General features: G+C 65.7%; 22 protein-coding genes. 10 read left to right on the forward strand and 12 right to left on the reverse strand.

The features are described from left to right. The 3 genes from N7367_RS11830 (at window position 1) to N7367_RS11840 (ending at window position 2331) form a co-directional block, all read left to right on the forward strand. Complete coding sequence (locus N7367_RS11830) at window positions 1–1017, forward strand: RHS repeat-associated core domain-containing protein (protein WP_279942443.1); 1017 nt, start codon at window positions 1–3, stop codon at window positions 1015–1017. Between the two features lie 458 nt (window positions 1018–1475). Continuing rightward, window positions 1476–1970: a hypothetical protein gene (locus tag N7367_RS11835; protein ID WP_279942444.1), complete on the forward strand. Its 495-nt coding sequence runs from the start codon at window positions 1476–1478 to the stop codon at window positions 1968–1970. Window positions 1971–2028: 58 nt separating this feature from the next. Continuing rightward, window positions 2029–2331: a hypothetical protein gene (locus N7367_RS11840; protein ID WP_279942445.1), complete on the forward strand. Its 303-nt coding sequence runs from the start codon at window positions 2029–2031 to the stop codon at window positions 2329–2331. A 176-nt stretch (window positions 2332–2507) separates the two neighbouring features. Here the strand turns inward: N7367_RS11840 and N7367_RS11845 are convergent, their stop codons facing one another. The 5 genes from N7367_RS11845 to N7367_RS11865 form a co-directional block, all read right to left on the reverse strand. Beyond that, a complete protein-coding gene (locus N7367_RS11845) occupies window positions 2508–3764 on the reverse strand; it encodes a cysteine desulfurase (protein ID WP_111186006.1) in 1257 nt (418 codons plus the stop codon). Next, window positions 3761–5023 carry a Fe-S cluster assembly protein SufD gene (gene sufD, locus N7367_RS11850; RefSeq protein WP_279942446.1) on the reverse strand — a complete coding sequence of 421 codons (1263 nt, stop codon included), beginning with the start codon at window positions 5021–5023 and terminating at the stop codon, window positions 3761–3763. The genes N7367_RS11845 and sufD overlap by 4 nt, the downstream gene beginning before the upstream one ends. Next, on the reverse strand, window positions 5023–5787 hold the full coding sequence (sufC, locus tag N7367_RS11855; protein ID WP_053516654.1) for a Fe-S cluster assembly ATPase SufC: 765 nt from the start codon (window positions 5785–5787) through the stop codon (window positions 5023–5025). The genes sufD and sufC overlap by 1 nt, the downstream gene beginning before the upstream one ends. 65 nt (window positions 5788–5852) lie before the next feature. Next, a complete protein-coding gene (gene sufB / locus N7367_RS11860) occupies window positions 5853–7328 on the reverse strand; it encodes a Fe-S cluster assembly protein SufB (protein WP_053516655.1) in 1476 nt (491 codons plus the stop codon). A 16-nt stretch (window positions 7329–7344) separates the two neighbouring features. Continuing rightward, window positions 7345–7800 (reverse strand): SUF system Fe-S cluster assembly regulator, encoded by a 456-nt coding sequence (locus tag N7367_RS11865; protein ID WP_053516656.1) that lies wholly within the window; start codon window positions 7798–7800, stop codon window positions 7345–7347. A gap of 214 nt (window positions 7801–8014) precedes the next feature. Between N7367_RS11865 and N7367_RS11870 the strand changes: the two genes are divergently transcribed. Beyond that, window positions 8015–8482: an SET domain-containing protein-lysine N-methyltransferase gene (locus N7367_RS11870; protein ID WP_053516698.1), complete on the forward strand. Its 468-nt coding sequence runs from the start codon at window positions 8015–8017 to the stop codon at window positions 8480–8482. A gap of 132 nt (window positions 8483–8614) precedes the next feature. Next, window positions 8615–9157, forward strand: a complete 543-nt coding sequence (locus N7367_RS11875) for a type 1 glutamine amidotransferase domain-containing protein (RefSeq protein WP_111186009.1) — start codon at window positions 8615–8617, stop codon at window positions 9155–9157. A 65-nt stretch (window positions 9158–9222) separates the two neighbouring features. Here N7367_RS11875 and N7367_RS11880 read toward each other — a convergent pair whose 3' ends face one another. From N7367_RS11880 to N7367_RS11895, 4 genes are all read right to left on the reverse strand, one after another. After that, window positions 9223–9819 carry a DUF1439 domain-containing protein gene (locus N7367_RS11880; protein WP_279942447.1) on the reverse strand — a complete coding sequence of 199 codons (597 nt, stop codon included), beginning with the start codon at window positions 9817–9819 and terminating at the stop codon, window positions 9223–9225. Between the two features lie 77 nt (window positions 9820–9896). After that, window positions 9897–10436 (reverse strand): hypothetical protein, encoded by a 540-nt coding sequence (locus tag N7367_RS11885; RefSeq protein ID WP_279942448.1) that lies wholly within the window; start codon window positions 10434–10436, stop codon window positions 9897–9899. Window positions 10437–10491: 55 nt separating this feature from the next. Beyond that, window positions 10492–10800 carry a DUF3861 family protein gene (locus N7367_RS11890; protein WP_053516660.1) on the reverse strand — a complete coding sequence of 103 codons (309 nt, stop codon included), beginning with the start codon at window positions 10798–10800 and terminating at the stop codon, window positions 10492–10494. A 298-nt stretch (window positions 10801–11098) separates the two neighbouring features. Next, window positions 11099–11497, reverse strand: a complete 399-nt coding sequence (locus tag N7367_RS11895) for an HU family DNA-binding protein (RefSeq protein ID WP_053516661.1) — start codon at window positions 11495–11497, stop codon at window positions 11099–11101. Between the two features lie 371 nt (window positions 11498–11868). On the opposite strand from N7367_RS11895, the gene N7367_RS11900 reads away from it, so the two are divergent. Further along, window positions 11869–12300, forward strand: coding sequence for an OsmC family protein (locus N7367_RS11900; protein WP_053516662.1), 432 nt, complete (start codon window positions 11869–11871; stop codon window positions 12298–12300). A 46-nt stretch (window positions 12301–12346) separates the two neighbouring features. On the opposite strand, the gene N7367_RS11905 is transcribed toward N7367_RS11900, so the two are convergent. Together N7367_RS11905 and N7367_RS11910 are read right to left on the reverse strand one after the other, a co-directional pair. Then, a complete protein-coding gene (locus N7367_RS11905) occupies window positions 12347–13225 on the reverse strand; it encodes a PhzF family phenazine biosynthesis protein (protein ID WP_279942449.1) in 879 nt (292 codons plus the stop codon). 123 nt (window positions 13226–13348) lie between these two features. After that, window positions 13349–14221 (reverse strand): PhzF family phenazine biosynthesis protein, encoded by an 873-nt coding sequence (locus tag N7367_RS11910; protein ID WP_197571848.1) that lies wholly within the window; start codon window positions 14219–14221, stop codon window positions 13349–13351. Window positions 14222–14295: 74 nt separating this feature from the next. Between N7367_RS11910 and N7367_RS11915 the strand changes: the two genes are divergently transcribed. The 3 genes from N7367_RS11915 to murD all read left to right on the forward strand — a co-directional run bounded on the left by N7367_RS11915 (window position 14296) and on the right by murD (window position 19709). Further along, window positions 14296–16890 (forward strand): bifunctional aspartate kinase/diaminopimelate decarboxylase, encoded by a 2595-nt coding sequence (locus N7367_RS11915; protein ID WP_053516666.1) that lies wholly within the window; start codon window positions 14296–14298, stop codon window positions 16888–16890. A gap of 76 nt (window positions 16891–16966) precedes the next feature. Then, window positions 16967–18319 carry a UDP-N-acetyl-alpha-D-muramoyl-L-alanyl-L-glutamate epimerase gene (murL, locus tag N7367_RS11920; RefSeq protein ID WP_279942451.1) on the forward strand — a complete coding sequence of 451 codons (1353 nt, stop codon included), beginning with the start codon at window positions 16967–16969 and terminating at the stop codon, window positions 18317–18319. Further along, window positions 18300–19709 carry a UDP-N-acetylmuramoyl-L-alanine--D-glutamate ligase gene (gene murD / locus N7367_RS11925; protein WP_279942452.1) on the forward strand — a complete coding sequence of 470 codons (1410 nt, stop codon included), beginning with the start codon at window positions 18300–18302 and terminating at the stop codon, window positions 19707–19709. The genes murL and murD overlap by 20 nt, the downstream gene beginning before the upstream one ends. Before the next feature lie 93 nt (window positions 19710–19802). On the opposite strand, the gene N7367_RS11930 is transcribed toward murD, so the two are convergent. Beyond that, complete coding sequence (locus N7367_RS11930; protein WP_279942453.1) at window positions 19803–20393, reverse strand: SMI1/KNR4 family protein; 591 nt, start codon at window positions 20391–20393, stop codon at window positions 19803–19805. 127 nt (window positions 20394–20520) lie between these two features. Between N7367_RS11930 and N7367_RS11935 the strand changes: the two genes are divergently transcribed. Beyond that, on the forward strand, window positions 20521–21280 hold a 760-nt coding region (locus tag N7367_RS11935), incomplete at its 3' end, for a dienelactone hydrolase family protein (RefSeq protein ID WP_279942454.1).

Here is a 21280-nt window from a genome sequence, read left to right on the forward strand (position 1 = left end):
ATGAACGGATTCTCTGCGATGTTGATCCGCGTGGCGCTCGTGTCGGGTGCACTGGTGGTCGGCGCAGCGCCAGCGGCAGCTCAGGAAGTAGTCGAGTACATCCACACAGATGCGCTCGGTTCACCAGTGGCGATCACCGATGCCAGCGGAAATATCATCGAGCGTACGGTGTATGAGCCGTACGGGGCGGTGGTCAATCGGCCGTTGAAGGATGGGCCGGGGTATACGGGGCATGTGACAGACTCAGGTACGGGGCTGAGCTATATGCAGCAGCGCTACTACGATCCGCAGATTGGGCTATTTCTTAGTGTGGATCCGGTCACGGTTTACAAGAGCCCCGCTGCGATGTTCAACCGCTATCGGTACGCAAATAGCAATCCGTATCGCTTCTATGATCCAGATGGTCGATGCACGGGATCGAGGATCAAAAATGGTGATGGGACATGTGCGAGCACAGGTGAGTTCACAACAAAGGCTTCATCTGCAAGAAGCTTGGACGCGAGAAATGTTGATAAGGTCTTTACACATTCGTCTGTGTCGTCATTGGGTGGGCAAGCAACTCCGTCCGAATTTCCAAAGGAAACTCGTTCTGCTTTGAGTAAGTTCCTGGGGTCATCTGTGGGAGGGGCGATTGGCAGGCATGCGGTGCTGAGTGGTCAGAAGATTGACATGGAGCAAATCCTCCCAAGCTCCGGATACCCTCCAGTATTCTCGGGTGGGTATGCGGGTACTAATATCGTTACTTATAGTCTTGAGTGGCGCCAATTTTTGGCGTCCAATAGATTTGGAGGAGAGTTCTCTGGTGCTGGATTAGATGTGCTTCTTGCACATGAGATTGGTCATACGCCAATAGCTGGAGCGGTCTTTGGCTATAGCCCAGCCACCTCTGATGCCAATGCCGATGAGTTCAATGCGGTGCGATTTTTAGAGAATCCATACAGGCGGCATTTGGGATTGCCGCTAAGAACGCATTACTCTGGAATTTCCGTGCCAGAGCCATTGCTTGGAGGGCAGTAAGATGTTTCCTATTACCACGGCTTTCCTAATGCTTGTTGCGACCGGCGTGGGATGTGATTGCAGGTCCGGTGGCTGGGCGCAAGTGGTTCAGAAGACTGAAGCGCTCGTTTTGCACAGGGAGTCATTTAGGGTGCCGAGAGATCCAGTGGGGTCTGAATACGAAGCCGCCTGTGTCAGAATTCGATTCCAGATTGATAAGCGTGGGGAGCCGATCAATGTCAGCATTGACAAGAGCTCTAGAAATAGGGCGATCGATGTTGCTGCTAGAGAAACATTGAAGAAGTTCAGGTTTGAGTTGCCTCAAAGCGATTCTGAGGGAGAATTTGCATTGGTGTTTGACTATCCGTCGAGAGATGCTCCATAAATCGAAAGTCGGAAAGTGATCCAAGATTGGCCCTTGACAGCCTATGGAATACCAGGCCACACATTGCGGGCCTTGTCGTCATTGCGGAGATCGGGTGGATTATCGCCCAGCATGCGCCGACGGCGAGTTCGGAACCTCGCTCACCATCTTCTGCTTGGCCTTCGGCAGCTCGCTGATTCACTCCAACTGCTGCTGCAGCACGGTTGGGGTCATGTTGCTACCGACGGCTGTACATCACTGTGCGTCGAATCCGCTCATGCCTGGCAGCTGTGGTCATTTCACTGGGCTGCAAGGTTGTGATTGGTTTTCGGATCCTGTGATTGTTGTAAAAAATGTTGGAAGGGACGTGATCCATGGCATCAGCTTGGAGGTCGGCGGTGGTGCGGTTGACCTGGGAGCAATTCCTGTCGGCGAAAGCAGGGCTGCAAAACCGGAGGTCGCTGCTGATTCCTCGCTTGTTGTAACGTACTACGAGAATAATGCCCGTGTGGTTTGCTGTGGAGATGTGTATTTTACGAACAATCTCTATGTCAAGGTTGAGGCGGATGTGGGTGGAGGGGTTTGCCGTATAGCGGAAGTTGCGGATTGATGTGAGCGGTGGAGCGTGTCTGGAGAATTTTTATAGTGCAGTGCCAAGGTGAAGAGCGATGAAAAGCCTTGTTGAGAGTTACCCGGTTTGGGCTTCCATCATTCTAGGTGCCATGTGGATAAACGCATTTGTGGCTCACAGGATGTTGCTGAGGATCGAGCGCGAACGGCCAGAAGTACTTGCTGCAGCCGGAATCATCAAGGTTGATTGGTGGCTTAGGTGCTTGCGTGGTATCGCAGTGCTTGCCCTCACTTCCAAAGGGCAGGCGCTCCATCAGGGTGAACGGTGGGTGTTGAGTGGCGTCGTGATGATGTACGTCTTCTTGATTGCTTCCGGGGTATCCATGCTTGTTGGCATGTAGAAGACGGTGTCTCAAGGCCGCTGATGGTGCAATAGTTCGGCATTACGATGAGATTGCCCGTTCCTGGCATCGCTCAGCATTTCCCAGCTTGACCTCTGCTGGCTTGCGTCCCACGCGCATAAAAAACGCCGCAGTCCCCTGCGGCGCTCCCGTATTTTCTTGGCTCTGGCGAATCCTCAGCCGAGCAGCTTACGTACCTTGGTCAGCGCGGTCATGAACCGCTCGATCTCTTCGTGCGTGTTGTAGAACGCCAGCGAGGCACGGCAGGTGGCCGCGACACCGAAGTACTGCAGCAACGGATGTGCGCAGTGCTGGCCGGAACGCACGGCCACGCCTTCCAGGTCGAGCAGGGTGGCCAGGTCGTGTGCATGCGCGCCGTCGATCAGGAACGAGACCACGGCCGCCTTCTCCGGCGCTTCACCGATGATGCGCAGGCCCTCGACGCGGCGCAGCTCTTCGGTGAAGTGGGCGAGCAGCTCGGCTTCCCGCGCCTCCACGTGCTCCTGGCCGATGTCCTGCAGGTAGTCGGCGGCCACGCCCAGGCCGATGAAGCCGGCGATGTTCGGAGTGCCGGCCTCGAACTTGTGCGGGGCATCGTTGAACACGGTGCCGTCGAAGCTGACTTCCTTGATCATCTCGCCACCGCCGAGGAACGGCGGCATCGCATCCAGATGCTCGCGGCGTGCCCACAGGGCGCCGGTGCCGGTCGGTCCGCACATCTTGTGGCCGGTGATGGCATAGAAGTCGCAGCCGATCGCGGCGACGTCGACCTTGCGGTGTGGTGCGGCCTGCGAACCATCCACCACAGTGATGATGCCGCGCTTGCGCGCCTCACGGCAGATCTCGCGCACCGGGTTGACCGTGCCGAGCACATTGGACACGTGGGTGACCGCCAGCAGCTTGACCTCGGGGGTCATGGCCGCACGCAGCGCATCCAGGTCGAGCGCGCCATCCGGGGTGATCTCGGCCACGCGGAGGGTGGCGCCGGTACGCTGCGCGACCAGCTGCCACGGCACGATGTTGGCGTGGTGCTCCATGCGCGAGACCAGGATCACATCACCGGACTTCAATCGCGGCAGCGCCCACGAGTACGCCACCAGGTTGATGGCGAAGGTGGTGCCGCTGCACAGCACCAGATCACTGGGGCGCACGTTGAGGAAGCGCGCCAGTTTGTTGCGCGCACCTTCGTAGGCATCGGTGGCTTCGCTGCCCAGGGCATGCACCGCGCGGCTGACGTTGGCGTTGTAGCGGCGATAGAACTCATCCACCGCGCCGATCACCTGCACCGGTTTCTGGCCGGTGTTGGCGTTGTCGAAATAGACCAGCGGCTTGCCATGCACTTCACGCATCAGCAGCGGGAAGTCGAGACGCACGCGATCCCAGTCGGGGGCGCTGGCGCGTTCTTCGATCGGGCGCGGGGTGGAGAGATTCATGCCACACCCGCCTCGGTCAGGGCCTTGTCCAGGCGGCGTGCCAGCTGCTCGCGCAGCGCGTCCGGCAGTACCTTCAGCGGCTCATGGCAGAACGCGGCACTCAGCAGTGCCTGCGCCTGTGCCTGCGGCAGGCCACGCGAGCGCAGGTAGAACAGCGCGTTCGCGTCGAGCTGGCCGACGGTCGCACCGTGTGCAGCTTTCACTTCGTCGGCATCGATCACCAGCACCGGCTGGGTGTCGATCTCGGCGTCGGCCGACAGCAGCAGGTTCTTGTTGGACAGGTTCGCGTCGGTGCCGTCGGCGCCTTCGCGGATCTGGATGCCACCATGGAACACCACGCGGCTGCGGTTGGCGGCCACGCCGCGCCACAGCAGCTCGCTACGGGTATCGCGGGCGATGTGGTCGATGCCCAGGCGGGTATCGACGTGGCGGCGGCCATTGCCGAGCAGCACGCCATTGGCGGTCAGCTGCGCGTTGTCGCCTTCCAGCCGTACGTTCAGTTCATGGCGGCTGAGCGCGGCGCCCAGTTCCAGGTCTACGCGGTGATACTGCGCGTCACGGGCCAGCACCGCGTCGGTGCGCAGGATGCTGGTCTGGCGTGCACTGCCGGCCTGCACGCGCGCATGCTTGAGCACGGCATCGCGCGCAACGTGGACGTGCAGCACGGTGTTGTCCAGGTGGGCGGAGTCACCGACGCTGAAGCGGTGTTCGACCACGCCCAGGCTGGCGCCGGCACGCAGTTCGATCAGGTGGCGGTGGTGCCAGGCCAGATCGGTGTCACCGGCGACGCTGGCGAACACCAGGTGCAGCGGTGCCTCGACCTGCACGCCGTCGTCCACGCGCAGCACCGCGCCTTCATCGGCCAGGGCGGCATTCAGGCGGGCGAACACTTCGTCGCTGCGCTCGTAGCGGCGGCCGAGGAAACGCGCGGCATCCTCACCGGCGGCCAGCGCCGAGGACAGCGGTTCCAGCTGCACGCCGGCCGGCAGGCCGTGGGTGTCGCTCAGTGCGTCGCTGAGGCGGCCGTTGACGAACACCAGGCGCGGCGCGGGGATGTCTTCCAGCACGGCCACATCCAGCACCGGCGGCGACAGCGGCGCGGCGGCGAAGGCACGGCGCTCCAGCTGGCGCAGCGAGGTGTACTTCCAGGCTTCGTTGCGGGCGGCCGGCAGGCCATCACGCAGGGCCGCATCCAGCACTTCGCGGCGCGCATCGCTGCCGCAGAAGGCCTGGGCCATGGAATCAAGCAGGGCGCTCATCAGACCGCCGCCTCGGGCACGACCCGGTCCTTCAGGAAGTCATAACCGTGCGCTTCCAGTTCCAGCGCCAGTTCCGGGCCACCGCTCTTGACGATGCGGCCGTCGGCCAGCACATGCACCACGTCCGGCTTGATGTAGTCCAGCAGGCGCTGGTAGTGGGTGATGACCAGGAACGAACGGTCGGCGGCGCGCAGCGCATTGACGCCGTCGGCCACGCTCTTCAGCGCATCGATGTCCAGGCCCGAATCGGTTTCGTCGAGGATCGCCAGCTTCGGTTCCAGCACGGCCAGCTGGAAGATCTCGTTGCGCTTCTTCTCGCCACCGGAGAAGCCTTCGTTGACGCCACGGTGCAGCAGTTCGTCCTTCAGGTGCAGCACGGCCAGCTTCTGCCGTACCAGCTTGAGGAACTGCATGGAATCGAGTTCGTCCTCGCCGCGTGCCTTGCGCTGCGCGTTCAGTGCCGCGCGCAGGAAGTAGGTATTGTTCACGCCGGGGATTTCCACCGGGTACTGGAACGCCAGGAACAGGCCGGCAGCGGCGCGCGCTTCCGGGTCCTGGTCGAGCAGATCGACCCCGTCGAACCGGACGCTGCCCTCGGTCACTTCATAGCCGTCGCGGCCCGCCAGGACGTTGCCCAGGGTGGACTTGCCGGCGCCGTTCGGGCCCATGATGGCGTGCACCTGGCCGGGCTGGACGTCCAGCGAGAGGCCCTTGAGGATTTCCTTGTCGCCGATGCGGGCGTGGAGGTTTTCGATCTTCAGCATGGTGGGGATTTCCGTGAGGCGGACCGCAGCCCGCCGATAAAAAGAATGCGTTGCGAGGGCAGGGCTCAGCCCACCGAACCTTCCAGCGAGACTTCCAGCAGCTTCTTGGCTTCCACTGCGAATTCCATCGGCAGCTCGCGGAACACCTGCTTGCAGAAGCCGTCGACGATCATCGACACCGCGTCTTCCTGGCTGATGCCACGGGCGCGGCAGTAGAACAGCTGGTCATCGGAAATCTTGGAGGTGGTGGCCTCGTGCTCGACGGTGGCGCCCGGGTTCTTCACCTCGATGTAGGGGAAGGTGTGGGCGCCGCACTGCTTGCCGATCAGCAGCGAATCGCACTGGGTGTAGTTGCGTGCGCCCTCGGCATTGCGGTCGACCTTGACCAGACCGCGGTAGGTGTTCTGGCCGCGACCGGCGCTGATGCCCTTGCTGACGATCTTGCTCTTGGTGCGCTTGCCGACGTGGATCATCTTGGTGCCGGTGTCGGCCTGCTGGCGATGGTGGGTCAGCGCGACGGAGTGGAATTCGCCGACCGAGTCATCGCCCAGCAGCACGCAGGACGGATACTTCCAGGTGATCGCCGAGCCGGTCTCGACCTGGGTCCAGGTGACCTTGCTGCGTGCACCGCGGCACTCGGCGCGCTTGGTGACGAAGTTGTAGATGCCACCGACGCCGTTCTCGTCGCCCGGATACCAGTTCTGCACCGTGGAGTACTTGATCTCCGCATCTTCCAGCGCCACCAGCTCGACCACTGCGGCGTGCAGCTGGTTCTCGTCGCGCATCGGCGCGGTGCAGCCTTCCAGGTAGGACACGTAGGCCTTGTCCTCGCACACGATCAGGGTGCGCTCGAACTGGCCGGTGTGGCCGGCGTTGATGCGGAAGTAGGTGCTCAGCTCCATCGGGCAGCGCACGCCCCTGGGAATGAACACGAAGCTGCCATCGGAGAACACCGCCGAGTTGAGCGCGGCGAAGTAGTTGTCACCGACCGGCACCACGGTGCCCAGGTACTGGCGCACCAGTTCCGGATGTTCCTTGATGGCTTCGGACATCGAACAGAAGATGATGCCCTTCTCGGCCAGTTCCTTGCGGAACGTGGTGCCGACCGAGACCGAGTCGAACACCGCGTCCACCGCCACGCCGGCCAGCTTGGCGCGCTCGTGCAGCGGCACGCCCAGCTTGTCGTAGGTATCGAGCAGTTCCTTGGGCACGTCATCCAGCGAGGCGTACTTCGGGCCCTTCGGTGCCGAGTAATAGCTGAGCGCCTGCAGGTCGATCGGGGCGATCTGCAGCTTGGCCCAGTTCGGCATCGGCATCGTCAGGAAGTGGCGGTAGGCGTCCAGGCGCCACTGCGTCATCCATTCCGGCTCGTCCTTCTTTGCGGACAGCGCACGGATGGTGTCCTCGTCCAGGCCCGGGGGCAGCGAGTCCGATTCGATGTCCGTGATGAAGCCGGCCGAGTACTTGCGGCCAAGCTGCTCATGGATCTCGCGGTTGGGGGTGTCGTCGTGGGCGACGGTTTCGATGGTTTCGGTGGCCATGGGGGCTGCCTACGGATCAGGAGACGACGTCGACAGCGATGGTGCGGCGCTGTTCGTCATCGACAAGGGGAAGAGGGGGCAGGATCTGCGCCAGGCTGACATCGCGCAGGGCCTCGGAGACCACGTCGTTGATCAGCCGCCAGCTGCTGCGCGCGCCGCACTTGGGCGCCATGCCGCACTGGTGGTGGTCGTGGCTGCACTCGGTCAGGGCCAGCGGCCCTTCCATTGCTTCCACCACTTCGAACAGCGAGACCTCCACGGCGGGGCGGGTCAGCCGATAGCCGCCGCGGACGCCGCGCAGGCCCTCGACCAGGCCGGCCTGTGCCAGCGGCTTGAGGACCTTGCTGACGGTGGGCGGCTCCAGGCCGGTGAATTCGGCCAGCTCGGTGGCGCTGAGCACTTCGCCCGGACGGGCGGCGAGCACGGTCAGCACGACGGTGGCGTAATCGGTGAGTTTGGTGACGCGCAACATGGGGGATGCGAGCGGTTCTTAAAGTGGACTGAAATTGTACGCTTTTCTTCGCCGGCATCCAACCCGGGCATTCAGCCGGCGCTGGGAGACCCTGGCCGGGGCCGTTCACCCGCAGTCACGATCGGGGCGACATGCTGGAGCATCGGGACGATTTTCGCAATTGCCCGGAATGGGCGAGAATCCGGGTTCCTTTCGCTGCAAACAGCCCGTGCCGATGCCGAAGAAGATCCAAGCCCGCAAGTCCGCCATCCATGGCAACGGTGTGTTCGCCGTGGCCCCGATCAAGCAGGGCGAGCGCGTGATCCAGTACAAGGGCCTGCTGCGCAGCCATGGCGACGTCGATGCCGATGACAGCGGTGACGTCGAAAGCGGCCACACCTTCCTGTTCACCCTCAACGACGACTGGGTGATCGATGCCAATTACAAGGGCAACGATGCGCGCTGGATCAACCACAGCTGCGACCCCAACTGCGAGGCGGTGATCGAGGAAGATGCGGACGGCGACAGCCGTGGTGACAAGGTGTTCATCGAAGCGCTGCGCGATATCGCCGCCGGTGAGGAGCTGACCTACAACTACGGCATCGTTCTGGCCGAGCGCCATACGGCCAAGCTGAAGAAGATCTGGGAGTGCCGCTGCGGTTCCCCCAAGTGCACCGGCACCATGCTGCAGCCCAAGCGCTGACCGGCACCGGGTACGGCCGGCCGATCGCCGGCCGCATCGCGGACATGCACCTGCCATCGACACGCGGGTCACTCCGCTTCAATGCACGTTGCCGCACGCTGGGTGCTCATCCTCACCAACGGGAGTGCACTCATGGCCCAGCGCCTCAAAGGCAGACAGATCGCCATCCTGGCCACCCACGGCTTCGAGCAGTCCGAACTGATTGAACCCAAGCGCCTGCTTGAAGCGGAAGGCGCCCGGGTCAGCGTGATATCGCCGGCGAAGGAAGCCACCATCAAAGGCTGGAAAGAGAAGGACTGGGGCGAGGCGGTGGCGGTGGACATCCCCCTGAGCGAAGCCGACGCGGCAGGGTTCGACGCGCTGGTGTTGCCTGGTGGCGTGATCAATCCGGACACGCTTCGCACGGATCAGGCCGCCGTGGACTTCATCCGCGACGTGGCGGCGGCCGGCAAGCCGGTCGCGGCGATCTGCCACGGCCCCTGGCTGTTGATCAACAGTGATCTGGCCAACGGTCGCGAGGTCACCTCGTGGCCGTCACTGCAGCAGGATCTGCTCAACGCCGGTGCGCGCTGGCAGGATGCCGAGGTGGTGGTGGACGGCAATCTGATCACCAGCCGCAAGCCCGACGACATTCCCGCCTTCAGCGAGGCCGTCGTCCGCGCGCTGGCTGCCTGACGATCTGCCGCAGTGTCACACCCGTGCCCGGCCGCTGGAGGCCGGGCATGGTGCTGCAGCTCGGCTCAGTTGCCGAGCAGGCCCGCAGGTACCAAGTTGCCGAGGTTCTGGTTGAAGGTGACGACCAGCTTGCCGTTCTTCACCTGTGCCGATTGCACCTGCAGCGCACCGAGCATGCCGGCCACGGCCGGATCAAGCTTGTAGATCGGTTCACGCTGCGCATAGTCGCTCAGCCAGGCATTGAGCAGCCCCCGGGTACGTGAATCGAGGCGGCCGCCCTGATTGGCCGGGGTGAAATCGTCCACGCTCGGCTGCTGCAGGTGGAAGCCCTGGGTCTGGGCGTCATAACGCAGGCCGCTGCTGAGCTTGACCGTACCGAGCTTGGCCGGACTGCCGCCGGCGGTGGCAAGCGCCACGTCCATGCCCAGGTTCAGGCGTTCGCCTGCCGGAAGGCTCAGTTGCGGATGGCTCATCGTCAGCGCGATCAGGCCGCCAAGTGCGTCCTGGGTACGCGGGAAACTGCCATCCAGGTACTGCTGCACGTCGCTGGCGCCAACCGAGAGTTCGCGGCCGGAAATCGAAGGTGCGGCCTGCGCGCCGATCGCAACGGCGATCAGGACGGTGGCGGCGGCGAGGCGGGTCATCAGGGGACGCAGGCGCATGGCGGTGACCGGAAAGGGCGGGGTGGCTACAGAGTAGCTTTGCAGGCTGAATCGAGCGTGCATGCCGTTGCAGCGGTTCAGTCCAAAGAGGGCCGCAGCTGCGCCGACTGGATCTGCCAGGCACTGCCGTCGGCGTTGGGCTGCACGCGATACCAGCCACCAAAGCGGAAGGTGCCGTCGGCGGTCACGGCGCGGACCTGCACCGGAACTTCCAGCAGCTGCGACGGATGCTTCCCGTCGACGGCGACCGGCGTCTGGCTGCGCAGGCGCAGGGCGCGCACGTTGTCCAGCTGGCGCAGCGCGGCGTCATCCGCCCGCCGCGGATCGGCGGGGGGGAAGGTCCAGGCAGCGTCGCTCGCGGCGCGGTCGCGATTGAGCAGGTCGGTCATGTAGCGGCTGAGCATGTCCCCGGGCGGCTCCGCGTCGTCGGCCACTGCAGCCAGCAACGGGAGGACGGTGGGTGGCCGCAGCGGTGCAGCCTCATCGTCCGCAGCCGTCGGTTGCCGGCGTGCATCATCCGGTCTGGTGGCGACCGGGGCGGTGATATCCACTGCGGGGGGCGGCCGGGAACAGCCCAGCGCCACCAGTGGCATCAGCAACAGCAGGGTCCTGCGCATGGTGCCTCCTCCCCGAGGCGACCTGGAGGACGGCAGTGTATCGACTACGGGGCCTTCAGCGGGAGGAGGGCAGCTGATCCAGCGCATCCAGCGCCGGCAGGACCTGGGCGGCGAGTGCGGCCAGTGCATGACCGTCGGTGTCGGCATGACGCTGCACGATGTCGCGCAGCAACTGGGTGGCGACCACCAGCGTGGCGCGCTCGTCGCCACTGAGCCCTGCGGTGCGCGGTGCCGCTTCGAGCAGTCGCATCAGGTCGCGACTGGCGCGATGTTCCAGTTCGATGGTGCAGCGCCCGGTGCACTGCAACCCGTCCTTTTCGATCGGAGTCACCGAGATCCGGTAGCGGGTGGAGGGGCTGGCCATGAGAGGTGCTCGCCGTTGCTGTGGGGGAATGTGCCCACCATAGGCAAGGCCGCCGCCGGCGGCGACGGCCGGCGCTGCACGCAGTGTTCCACCCGGTTGGACGAAGTGCGGGGGAAGCGTGGCCGCAGCCTTTGGTGGCGGGCCTGGGAGGCCGATTGCGCTGCTGGGGCAACGCTGTGTTGCGATGCCCGGCGCCGTGCCCGGAAGATGGTCGCTGCCTGCGCGGAACCGCCGGGGGCGCCAAAAAAAACGGGACGGCCTGGGCCGTCCCGTCATGCATCCGCCGAATGGCGCGCGCTTACAGCGCGGCGTCCTTCAGCTTCTTGAGCGGACGAACCTTCAGCTTGGTGGTGGCCGGCTTGGCGGCGAACCACTGCTCTTCCTTGGTGAACGGGTTGATGCCCTTGCGCTTCGGCTTGGCCGGCACATTGACGGTGGTGATCTTCAGCAGGCCCGGCAGGGTGAAGGAGCCAGCGCCCTTCTTGTGCACCGAAGAGGCGACAGCGCCTTCCAGCGAGGCCAGCACAGCGCGCACGTCCTTGGCGACAACGCCGGAGGCTTCAGCGATGTGTGCAACCAGGCCGGACTTGGTCAGCACTTCCTTGATCGGCTTCGGAGCGGCCGGCTTGGCGGCAGCCTTCGTCGCGACTTTCTTCACTGCCTTCTTCGGGGCAGCCTTCTTAGCGGTCTTTGCCATGGTTTCCTGTTCCGTGAACGGTTGGTTGTTTGGTCGGCGCCGAACCCCGTCGGCAAGCGCAATGTAGGGCAACTCTCGGGCGCCGCCAATAGCCCGGAGCGCGGAAAGTGCATGTTTTTTCATATCCAGGCCGATTCAGTACATGGCCGGCGGTAGGGGGCAGGGGCTTCCGGAGGGGCAGGAAAGCGCCGGCCCTTGCGCCGGGTGGGAGCTCGAAACCGCTGAAAACAAGGGAAAAACAGCATGGCGCGGAGGTGGCGCGATGGAACCGGAGCACGCGTGCCGGTCGCGCTGCAATGCGGCAGAGCGACGCAGGCATAACGTGCGCCATGCGAGGGTGACCGTTCATCACCGCCACACAGGAGCAGCAAATGGGAATCTCGCGACACGCCACCGCGCACTGGGAAGGCGATCTGAAGTCCGGCAAGGGACAGTTGAGCACGCCGCAGAGTGGCCTGCTGGACAAGACCCGCTATGGGTTCAACAGCCGTTTCGGCGAGGAGAAGGGCACCAACCCGGAAGAGCTGATCGCGGCCGCTCATGCCGGCTGCTTCACCATGGCGCTGTCGGCCAAGCTCGGCGAAGCCGGTTTCACTCCAACATCGCTGGATACCGAGGCGAAGGTGGATCTGTCGATGGAAGGCGGCCCACAGCTTTCGCAGATCCGGCTGAAAGTGAAGGCCGTGGTGCCGGGGATCGATGCGACGCAGTTCCGTGCCATCGCCGACGATGCCAAGCAGAACTGCCCGGTGTCCAAGGCACTGAGCGCGGTGCCCATCAGCCTGGAGGCCGAGCTGGGCTGAGGTCGGTAGCGCCGGGCCATGCCCGGCGTCCCAGGGCAACCACCCATCACCAATCAAGGGTGCCGGCGATCACCGTCTGCACCTGACCGCCGGACCAGACCTCGCCGGCCTCGTCCACGCGCAGGGTCAGGCGTGCGTCATGCCCGACCTCCCGGCCCTGGCTGACGTCGAATGCCTCGCGGCCCCGCGGCAGAGCGCCGCGCAGGTCCAGCCATGCCGCCAGCACGGCGTTGGCGGCGCCGGAGGCGGCATCCTCGAAGCGGCGCCCGTTGCCGACGAACGCGCGCACGGTCAGATCGAAGCCTTCGTTGCCGTCGGCGAATGCATAGGCGAACACGCCCATGCTGTCGGTGGATTCGGCCAGCGCGGCCACCGCGTCCCAGTCCGGGCGCAGCGCGCGCAGGGCCGATTCATCGGCAACCTGGACCACCCACCAGCTGCGCCCGCCCTGCATGCGTGCCGGCGGCAACCGACCCAGTGGCCAGCCCTTCAGGGCCGCCTGCAGGCGCGGATCGTCCGCCTGCGCGGTTTCGGCCAGCTGCGCGCGCGGGGTGCGGATGGCAATGCGCTGTTGCGCGCCTTCGCCGCTGACCCGCAGCGGCAGCGCGCCGGCAATCCCGTCCTGCACCAGCAGGCCATCCACCGCCTCCGCCAGGCCCGCCTGCAGCACGGCATGCGCGGTGCCTACGCTGGGGTGGCCGGCAAACGGGACTTCCTTCTGCGGACTGAACATGCGCAGGCGGTAGCTGGTTCCCTCCGTCTGCGGCGGGAACACGAAGGTCGTCTCGGGCAACCGCGTCCAGCGGGCGATGGCCTGCATGGTGTCGTCGTCGAGTCCGTCGGCATCCAGCACCACGGCCAGTGGATTGCCCGCACCGGCGCGCGGGGAGAACACATCCAGTTGCAGGAAACGGCGTGCGGACATCAGTGACAACTCCAGGAAACGATGGGACGGTGGCGCGGGGCCATGCTCCGCGAGCGCGCAGCGCGGCGAGTCGCCGGGCATGGCCCGGCGCTACCGGCAAGGCGGCATAGGGTATCGCGGGGGCTACCAGTGAATCTGCCCATCGATCACCGGCTGCACCTGGCCGCCGATCCACACGGTGCCCTGCGCATCGACCTGGACCTGGACCTCACCGTCGCGGCCCACTTCGCGGCCCTGGCTGGCCACGTAGCCGGCGTCCGTGCCCGGCAGCGCGCTGCGTTGCCGCAGCCAGGCGCCAATCAGCGCATTGGCACTGCCGGTCACCGGATCCTCAGGAACGTTCACCGCATCGCCGGGGCAGAAAGCGCGCACCACGAGCGCGTGAGCGGCAGCCTGTTCCGGTGCGAACACGGCCACGCCGGTGGCGCCGGTGGCATTGGTCCAGTCGCGCACGGCGGCCATGTCCGGCGCCAGGGAGCGCACGCTGGCGGCATCACGCAGGGGCAGCAGCCACCATCGTGGACCGTTGTCCCACAACTGGGCCACATGGCCCTCGGCGGCCTGGGCCAGCAGCGCTTCCGGCACCGCCCCGGGAGCGGTATCCAGGTGCCGTGCTGCGGGGCTGGCGAGCTGGATCGTCGGTGCGGCAGCCGGGCCGGACACGCGCACCGGCAACAGCCCGGCGGCGCACTGCTGAACCAGGGCACCGTCGCGCGGCACGGCCAGGCCGCTGGTCACCGCTGCCCAGGCGGCACCGACACTGGGGTGGCCGGCGAACGGCAGCTCGCTGCCCGGGGTGAAAATGCGTACGTGGTAGTCGGCACCGGCCGCGGTGGGGCGGACGAAGAACACTGTCTCGGACAGGTTCAGCCAGGCGGCCAGCGCCTGCATGCGGTCGCTGGAAAGCCCGTCCGCGTCAAATACGACACCCAGTGGGTTGCCCGTGCCGGGACGGGGAGCAAAGACATCGAGCTGCAGGTAACGATAGGCGGTCATGGCGGGGATATTGGGCTTAGAATCGAAGGTTCCGCCCCCAGGGGCGGCTTCCCCACAATACACATAGCCAATCCATGTCAGCTTCCCCCCTTGTCGATCGTTGGATCGTACTGAAGTTCGGCGGCACCTCGGTGTCGCGTCGCCATCGCTGGGACACGATCGGGAAGCTGGCGAAAAAACGCGCGGAAGAGACCGGCTCGCGCGTGCTGGTGGTGGTTTCGGCGCTGTCCGGGGTGACCAATGAGCTGACCGCGATCGCCGACGGTGCGGCGGACAGCCGTGATCGCGTCGCCGCGCTGGTCGAACGCCACGAGGCATTCCTGGTCGAGCTGGGCCTCGGCCGCGAAGTGCTGGCCGAGCGTCTGGCCGCCCTGCAGGGCCTGCTGGACGATCCGCGCGCGGCCACCCGGCCGCTGGACTGGCAGGCCGACGTGCTGGGCCAGGGTGAACTGCTGTCCTCGACCGTGGGCGCTGCATACCTGCGCGCGTCCGGGCTGGACATGGGCTGGATGGATGCCCGGCACTGGCTGGATGCACTGCCGCCGCAGCCGAACCAGAGCGACTGGTCGCAACGCCTGTCGGTGAACTGCCAGTGGCGCTCGGATGCGGACTGGGCGCAGCGCTTCCGTGCGCAGCCGACCCGCCTTCTGATCACCCAGGGCTTCATTTCGCGGCACGCGGACGGTGGCACTGCCATCCTCGGCCGTGGCGGTTCGGACACCTCGGCGGCCTACTTCGGTGCGCTGCTCGGCGCCAGTCGCGTGGAGATCTGGACGGACGTGCCGGGCATGTTCAGCGCCAATCCCAAGGATGTGCCGGACGCGCGCCTGTTGACCCGCCTGGATTACTACGAGGCGCAGGAAATCGCCACCACGGGTGCCAAGGTGCTGCATCCGCGCTCGATCAAGCCGTGCCGCGATGCCGGTGTACCGATGGCGATCCTCGACACCGAGCGCCCCGAGCTTCCAGGTACCAGCATCGACGGCAATGCCGCGCCGGTACCGGGCGTGAAGGCAATCAGTCGTCGCAACGGCATCGTGCTGGTGTCGATGGAAGGCATCGGCATGTGGCAGCAGGTCGGCTTCCTGGCCGATGTGTTCGCCCTGTTCAAGAAGCACGGCCTGTCGGTGGACCTGATCGGTTCGGCCGAAACCAATGTCACCGTGTCGCTGGATCCGTCGGAGAACCTGGTCAACACCGATGTGCTGGCCGCGCTGTCGGCCGACCTGTCGCAGGTGTGCAAGGTCAAGGTGATCGTGCCCTGTGCGGCGATCACCCTGGTCGGGCTGGGCATGCGCTCGCTGCTGCACAAGCTGTCGGATGTGTGGGCCACGTTCGGCCGTGAGCGCGTGCACATGATCTCGCAGTCGTCCAACGACCTGAACCTGACCTTCGTCATCGATGAGGCCGATGCCGATGGCCTGCTGCCGATCCTGCATGCGGAACTGATCGACAGCGGCGCCATGCCGGTGGAGGAAACCGAGGTGTTCGGCCCGCGCTGGCGCGAGATCGCCGGCACGGTTCGCCCGCGCGGCACGCCCTGGTGGCGCGGCCAGCGGGCGCACCTGCTGCAGCTGGCCGACGCGGGCACCCCGCGCTACGTCTATCACCTGCCGACCGTGCGGGCGCGTGCCCGCGCGCTGGCTGCGATCAAGCCGATCGACCAGCGTTACTACGCGATCAAGGCCAACAGCCACCCGGCCATCCTGCAGTTGCTGGAGTCGGAGGGTTTCGGCCTGGAGTGCGTTTCGCATGGCGAGCTGAAGCATGTGTTCCAGCACCTGCCGGAACTTTCGCCCAGGCGTGTGCTGTTCACCCCCAGCTTCTGCCCGCGCAGTGAGTACGAGGCCGCGTTCGCACTGGGCGTGACCGTCACCGTCGACAACGTCGAAGCCCTGCAGCGCTGGCCGGACCTGTTCCGCAACCGCGAGCTGTGGTTGCGCGTGGACCTGGGGCGCGGCGAAGGCCACCACGCCAAGGTCCGCACCGGCGGCAAGGAGTCCAAGTTCGGCCTGCCGATCGCCCGCGTCGATGAGTTCGTCCGTGCCGCCACCGAACTGGGCAGCCGGGTGGTCGGCCTGCACGCCCACCTGGGCAGCGGCGTGGAAACCCCGCAGCATTGGCGCCTGATGTGCGATGAGCTGGCAGGCTTCGCCCGCCGCATCGGCAGCGTGCAGACGATCGACATCGGCGGTGGCCTGCCGATTCCGTACAGCGACGAGGACGAGCCCTTCGATCTGGACGCGTGGGCTGCCGGCCTGGCCGAGGTCAAGGCACTGCACCCCGCATTCCGCCTGGCCATCGAGCCGGGGCGCTACCTGGTGGCCGAGTCCGGCGTGCTGCTGACCCATGCCACCCAGGTGGTGGAGAAGGACGGCGTGCGCCGCGTCGGCCTGGATGCCGGCATGAACACGCTGATGCGTCCGGCCCTGTACGACGCCTGGCACGACATCGAGAACCTCAGCCGCCAGGGCGGGTACGCCGAGGCGGCATTCGATGTCGTCGGCCCGATCTGCGAGTCCAGCGATGTGTTCGGCAAGCGGCGCAAGCTGCCGGTGTCCACCGCGCCGGACGACGTGATGCTGATTGCTGACGCTGGCGCCTATGGCTACGTGATGTCCAACACCTACAACCAGCGGGCGCTGCCGCGCGAGGATGTGATCGAGTGATCGCCCTGCGCGCGCTGCACCCGCCCACCGACACGCCCCGCGCCACCGCGCGGGGCCGTGCCTGACCGGATACACCATGACTGCTTTCGACAAACACCAGGTCTCCCGTTTCCGTTTCGTCCGCTGCGAATTTGCTGTGGACAGCGGCGTGGCACGGCTGGTCTATGCCTTCGATGATGGCCCCGAGATGGTGGAAACCGTCACCATTCCCGGCGCTCCGTTCGTCCTTGAGCCGGCGCGCACCGCCGCCGTGCAGCGAGCGCTGCAGCTGCTGCACCTGATCGCCGGCGTCAGCTACTACAAGGCCGGCGTGCCGGAGATCGTCAGCATCGACAGTTACGCCATCGATGCCGATACCGCTGCGCTGGTGGAAGCGATCTACCTCAACGGCCTGGGCGAGTTCGCCTACCGCAACGGCCTCAACCTGCGCGGCCGCTTCCGCCTGCCGGTGCAGGGCGAGCCGGTGCAGGCACCGGAGGTGGGCCTGCAGCCGCATGCGCTGGTCGCCATCGGTGGTGGCAAGGATTCGCTGGTCAGCATCGAAGCGCTGCGACGGGCGGGCGTGGACGAGACGGTCACCTGGATCGGCGGTTCGCAGTTGATCCGTGCCTGCGCCGAACGCACCGGCCTGCCGACGCTGAACCTGGGCCGCGCGCTGGCGCCGGAGCTGTTCGAGCTCAACCGCCAAGGGGCGTGGAACGGCCATATCCCGGTGACCGCGGTGAACTCGGCGATCATGGTGCTGGCAGCCCTGCTGCAGGGCGTGGACCAGGTGGTGTTCTCCAACGAACGCTCGGCCAGCTACGGCAGCCAGATTCCGGGCACCGGCGAGGTGAACCACCAGTGGTCCAAGGGCTGGGCGTTCGAGCAGGCCTTCGGCAGCCATGTGCAGGCGCACGTGGCCGCAGACCTGCAGTACTACTCGCTGCTGCGACCGATGTCGGAACTGGCGGTGGCCCGCCAGTTCGCCAAGAGCGACTTCTACGACGCGCATTTCTCCAGCTGCAACCGCAACTTCCATATCCTCGGCGAGCGCCCCGTGAACCGTTGGTGCGGCGTCTGCCCGAAGTGCCATTTCGTGTTTCTGGCGCTGGCCCCGTTCATGCCCAAGACCCGCCTCGTGCGCATCTTCGGTCGCAATCTGCTGGACGATGTCGAGCAGGCCGGTGGCTTCGACGCGCTGCTGGAGTTCCAGGATCACAAGCCGTTCGAGTGCGTGGGCGAAGGTCGTGAATCGCGTGCAGCGATGGCGACCCTGGCGCAGCGACCGGAGTGGAAGGAAGATGCGCTGGTGAAGCGCTTCTGCAACGAGATCCAGCCGCAGCTCGACGCGGCCGAACTGGAGCTGGCGCCGATGCTGCAGCTGCAGGGCGAGCACCGCATTCCGGCTGCGCTGTGGGAACGGGTGCGTGAAGATTTCTCAGCTTGAAGGAAAGCGCGTCGCGCTGTGGGGCTGGGGGCGTGAGGGCCGTGCCGCATTCGCGGTGCTGCGTGCACGCCTGCCGACGTTGCCGCTGAGCCTGTTCTGTCCGGCCGCCGAAGCCGATGCGGCGCGCGCGGAAACGCAGGGGTCACTGGAGGTGCGTGGCGAGCCTTCGGCCGAGGCGCTGGCCGCGTTCGACGTGGTGATCAAGTCACCCGGCATCAGTCCCTACCAGCCGATCGCGGTGGCCGCGGCGGCACGGGGCACGCGTTTCATCGGGGGCACCGCGCTCTGGTTCGCCGAGCATGCCGCTGACGACGGCATCGTCCATGACACCGTTTGCGTGACCGGTACCAAGGGCAAAAGCACCACCACCGCGCTGGTCGCGCACCTGCTGCGTGCGGCCGGCCATCGCACCGGCCTGGTCGGCAACATCGGCCTGCCGCTGCTGGAAGTGCTGGACCCGCAGCCGGCGCCTGAGTATTGGGCGGTGGAACTGTCCAGCTACCAGACCGGCGAAGTGGCGCGCAGTGGCGCGCGACCGCAGGTGGCGGTGGTGCTGAACCTGTTCCCCGAACATCTGGACTGGCATGGCAGCGAACAGCGCTATATCGAGGACAAGCTGCAGCTGGTCACCGATGCCGCGCCGTGCATCGCCGTGCTCAATGCCGCCGATCCGCATCTGGCGGAACTGGCGCTGCCGCACAGCCAGGTGGTCTGGTTCAACCAGCCGCAGGGTTGGCACATGCGTGGCGACATCGTGCATCGTGGCGAACAGGCGGTGTTCGATACACGCAATACGCCGCTGCCGGGCCGCCACAACCGCGGCAACCTGTGTGCGGTGCTGGCCGCGCTGGAAGCGCTGGGCCTGGACGCGGCGGCGCTGGCGCCGGCCGTGCAGGATTTCCGTCCGCTGCCCAACCGGCTGCAGTGCATCGGCGTGGCCGATGGGCTGACCTACATCAACGATTCGATCAGCACCACGCCCCACGCCAGTCTGGCGGCACTGGAGTGCTTCAGCGGCCAGCGCATCGCGCTGCTGGTGGGCGGGCATGACCGCGGCCTGGACTGGACCGATTTCATGCAGCACATGGCGCACGATGTGCCGCCGGTGGAGATCGTGACCATGGGCAGCAACGGCCCGCGCATCCACGCGATGCTGCAGCCGCTGGCCGATACAGGTCGATTCGGGCTGCATGCGGCCGTCGACCTGCCGGACGCCATGGCGCTGGCACGCGCTGCGCTGGGCGAGCAGGGCGGGGTGGTGCTGTTGTCGCCGGGCGCACCAAGTTTTGGGGCCTACCGCGATTACGTTGCGCGCGGACGTCACTTCGCCGAGCTGGCCGGATTCGATCCGGACAGCATCAGCGCGATTCCGGGCCTGGGCATCGCCTGAGGGGGGCGGATCCCTTTCCGCAGGAAAGGGCTCTGACCCCGGCGGGATCCCGGCCGGCAACCCACCGGCAAATTCATCCACGCAGGCGTGGATCTACGCTTCCTCGATGAACGCGTAGTCGCCGTCAATCAACTGCTGCAGATACGCATCGAAGCCGGGCGCGATGACCGCATAGCTGTCCGGATCATGCAGGTAGCGCACCACCTGGCCGACGGAGCCACCCGGTGCCGGGTCGAAATCCAGGTACAGCATCGAGGTGCCGCCGTTGTTCATGCAGTGCGAGAAGCACAGGCGGCGGCTCATCGGTACGTCGGCATCGATGCCGTCGCCGAGAATCTCCGGTTCGTCGTCCAGCCATTCTTCGTAGATCGAGCGGATGCTGTCATCCCACTGCCGCTGATCCTCGAAGATCTGTGCGATCGAGCGCAGGTAGTAGGGGTATCCGCCGCCTTCCACGTCCGAGCCGAGCATCAGCACGCAGACCTCGCCCTCGGGATACCGGCGGAAATGCGTGCCATCCACGCGCGACAGCAGCGCAACCAGACTGTCAGGTACCTGCGGCCACTGCGCACGCAGGCGTTGCAGGTCTCCGGCGCTGGCGCCCTGGACATGCGCCCATTGCGCAGCATCGTCGGCGGGCAGGCGCGGCATCAGGCCGGACAGGAATTGATCGACAAGGTTCATTCGCAAACAGGGGCTGGGCGGAATCAGGGCGTATCCAACCACACCTGCGTCACGCCGCCAATGCAGAATGCGGACGGGAGGGGGACATCAGGCGACCCCTCTGTTTCCTTTTCTCTGGAGCAGGCGCATGAATGCATGGCGTTGGGGTGTGGCGATGGTCCTGGGTCTGGCGGCGCTGCCGGCGTGGGCGGCGATGAAGACCCAGCCGGTGGAGTGGACGCACCAGGGCACGACCTTCAGCGGGGTGCTGGTCTATGACGACGGGGACAGTGACAAGCGCCCCGGACTGGTGATGGTGCCGAACTGGAAGGGTGTGAACGAATCGGCGGTCGAGAAGGCCAAGCAGCTGGCCGGCGATGATTACGTGGTGCTGGTGGCCGATGTCTATGGCAAGGGTGTGCGGCCGAAGACCGATGCCGAGGCAGGGCCGGTCGCCACCGCGTTGCGCAACGACCGGCCGCTGCTGCGTGCGCGTGCGCTGGAGGCGGTGAATGTGCTCAAGGCACAGGCCGGCAAGGTGCCGCTGGATGCCAGCCGCATCGGTGCGGTCGGCTTCTGCTTCGGCGGTACCACCGTTCTGGAGCTGGCCCGCGCGGGCGCGCCGCTGGCCGGCGTGGTCAGCCTGCATGGTGGGCTGGGCTCGCCGCTGCCGGCGCAGGCCGGTGGAGCGCATCCCACGGTGCTGGTACTCAATGGTGCCGATGACAGGAGCGTGACCGCGGCCGACATCGCCAGCTTCCAGAACGAGATGAATGCCGCCAAGGTCGACTGGGAATTCACCAACTACAGCGGCGCCGTGCATTGCTTTGCCGAGCGTGATGCCAACAATCCGCCGGGGTGCCAGTACAACGAACGGGCGGCGAAGCGCGCGTGGAAGGCATTGGATG

Origin of the sequence: Stenotrophomonas sp. GD04145, from assembly GCF_029835135.1 — a bacterium.
Taxonomy (GTDB): domain Bacteria; phylum Pseudomonadota; class Gammaproteobacteria; order Xanthomonadales; family Xanthomonadaceae; genus Stenotrophomonas; species Stenotrophomonas maltophilia_P.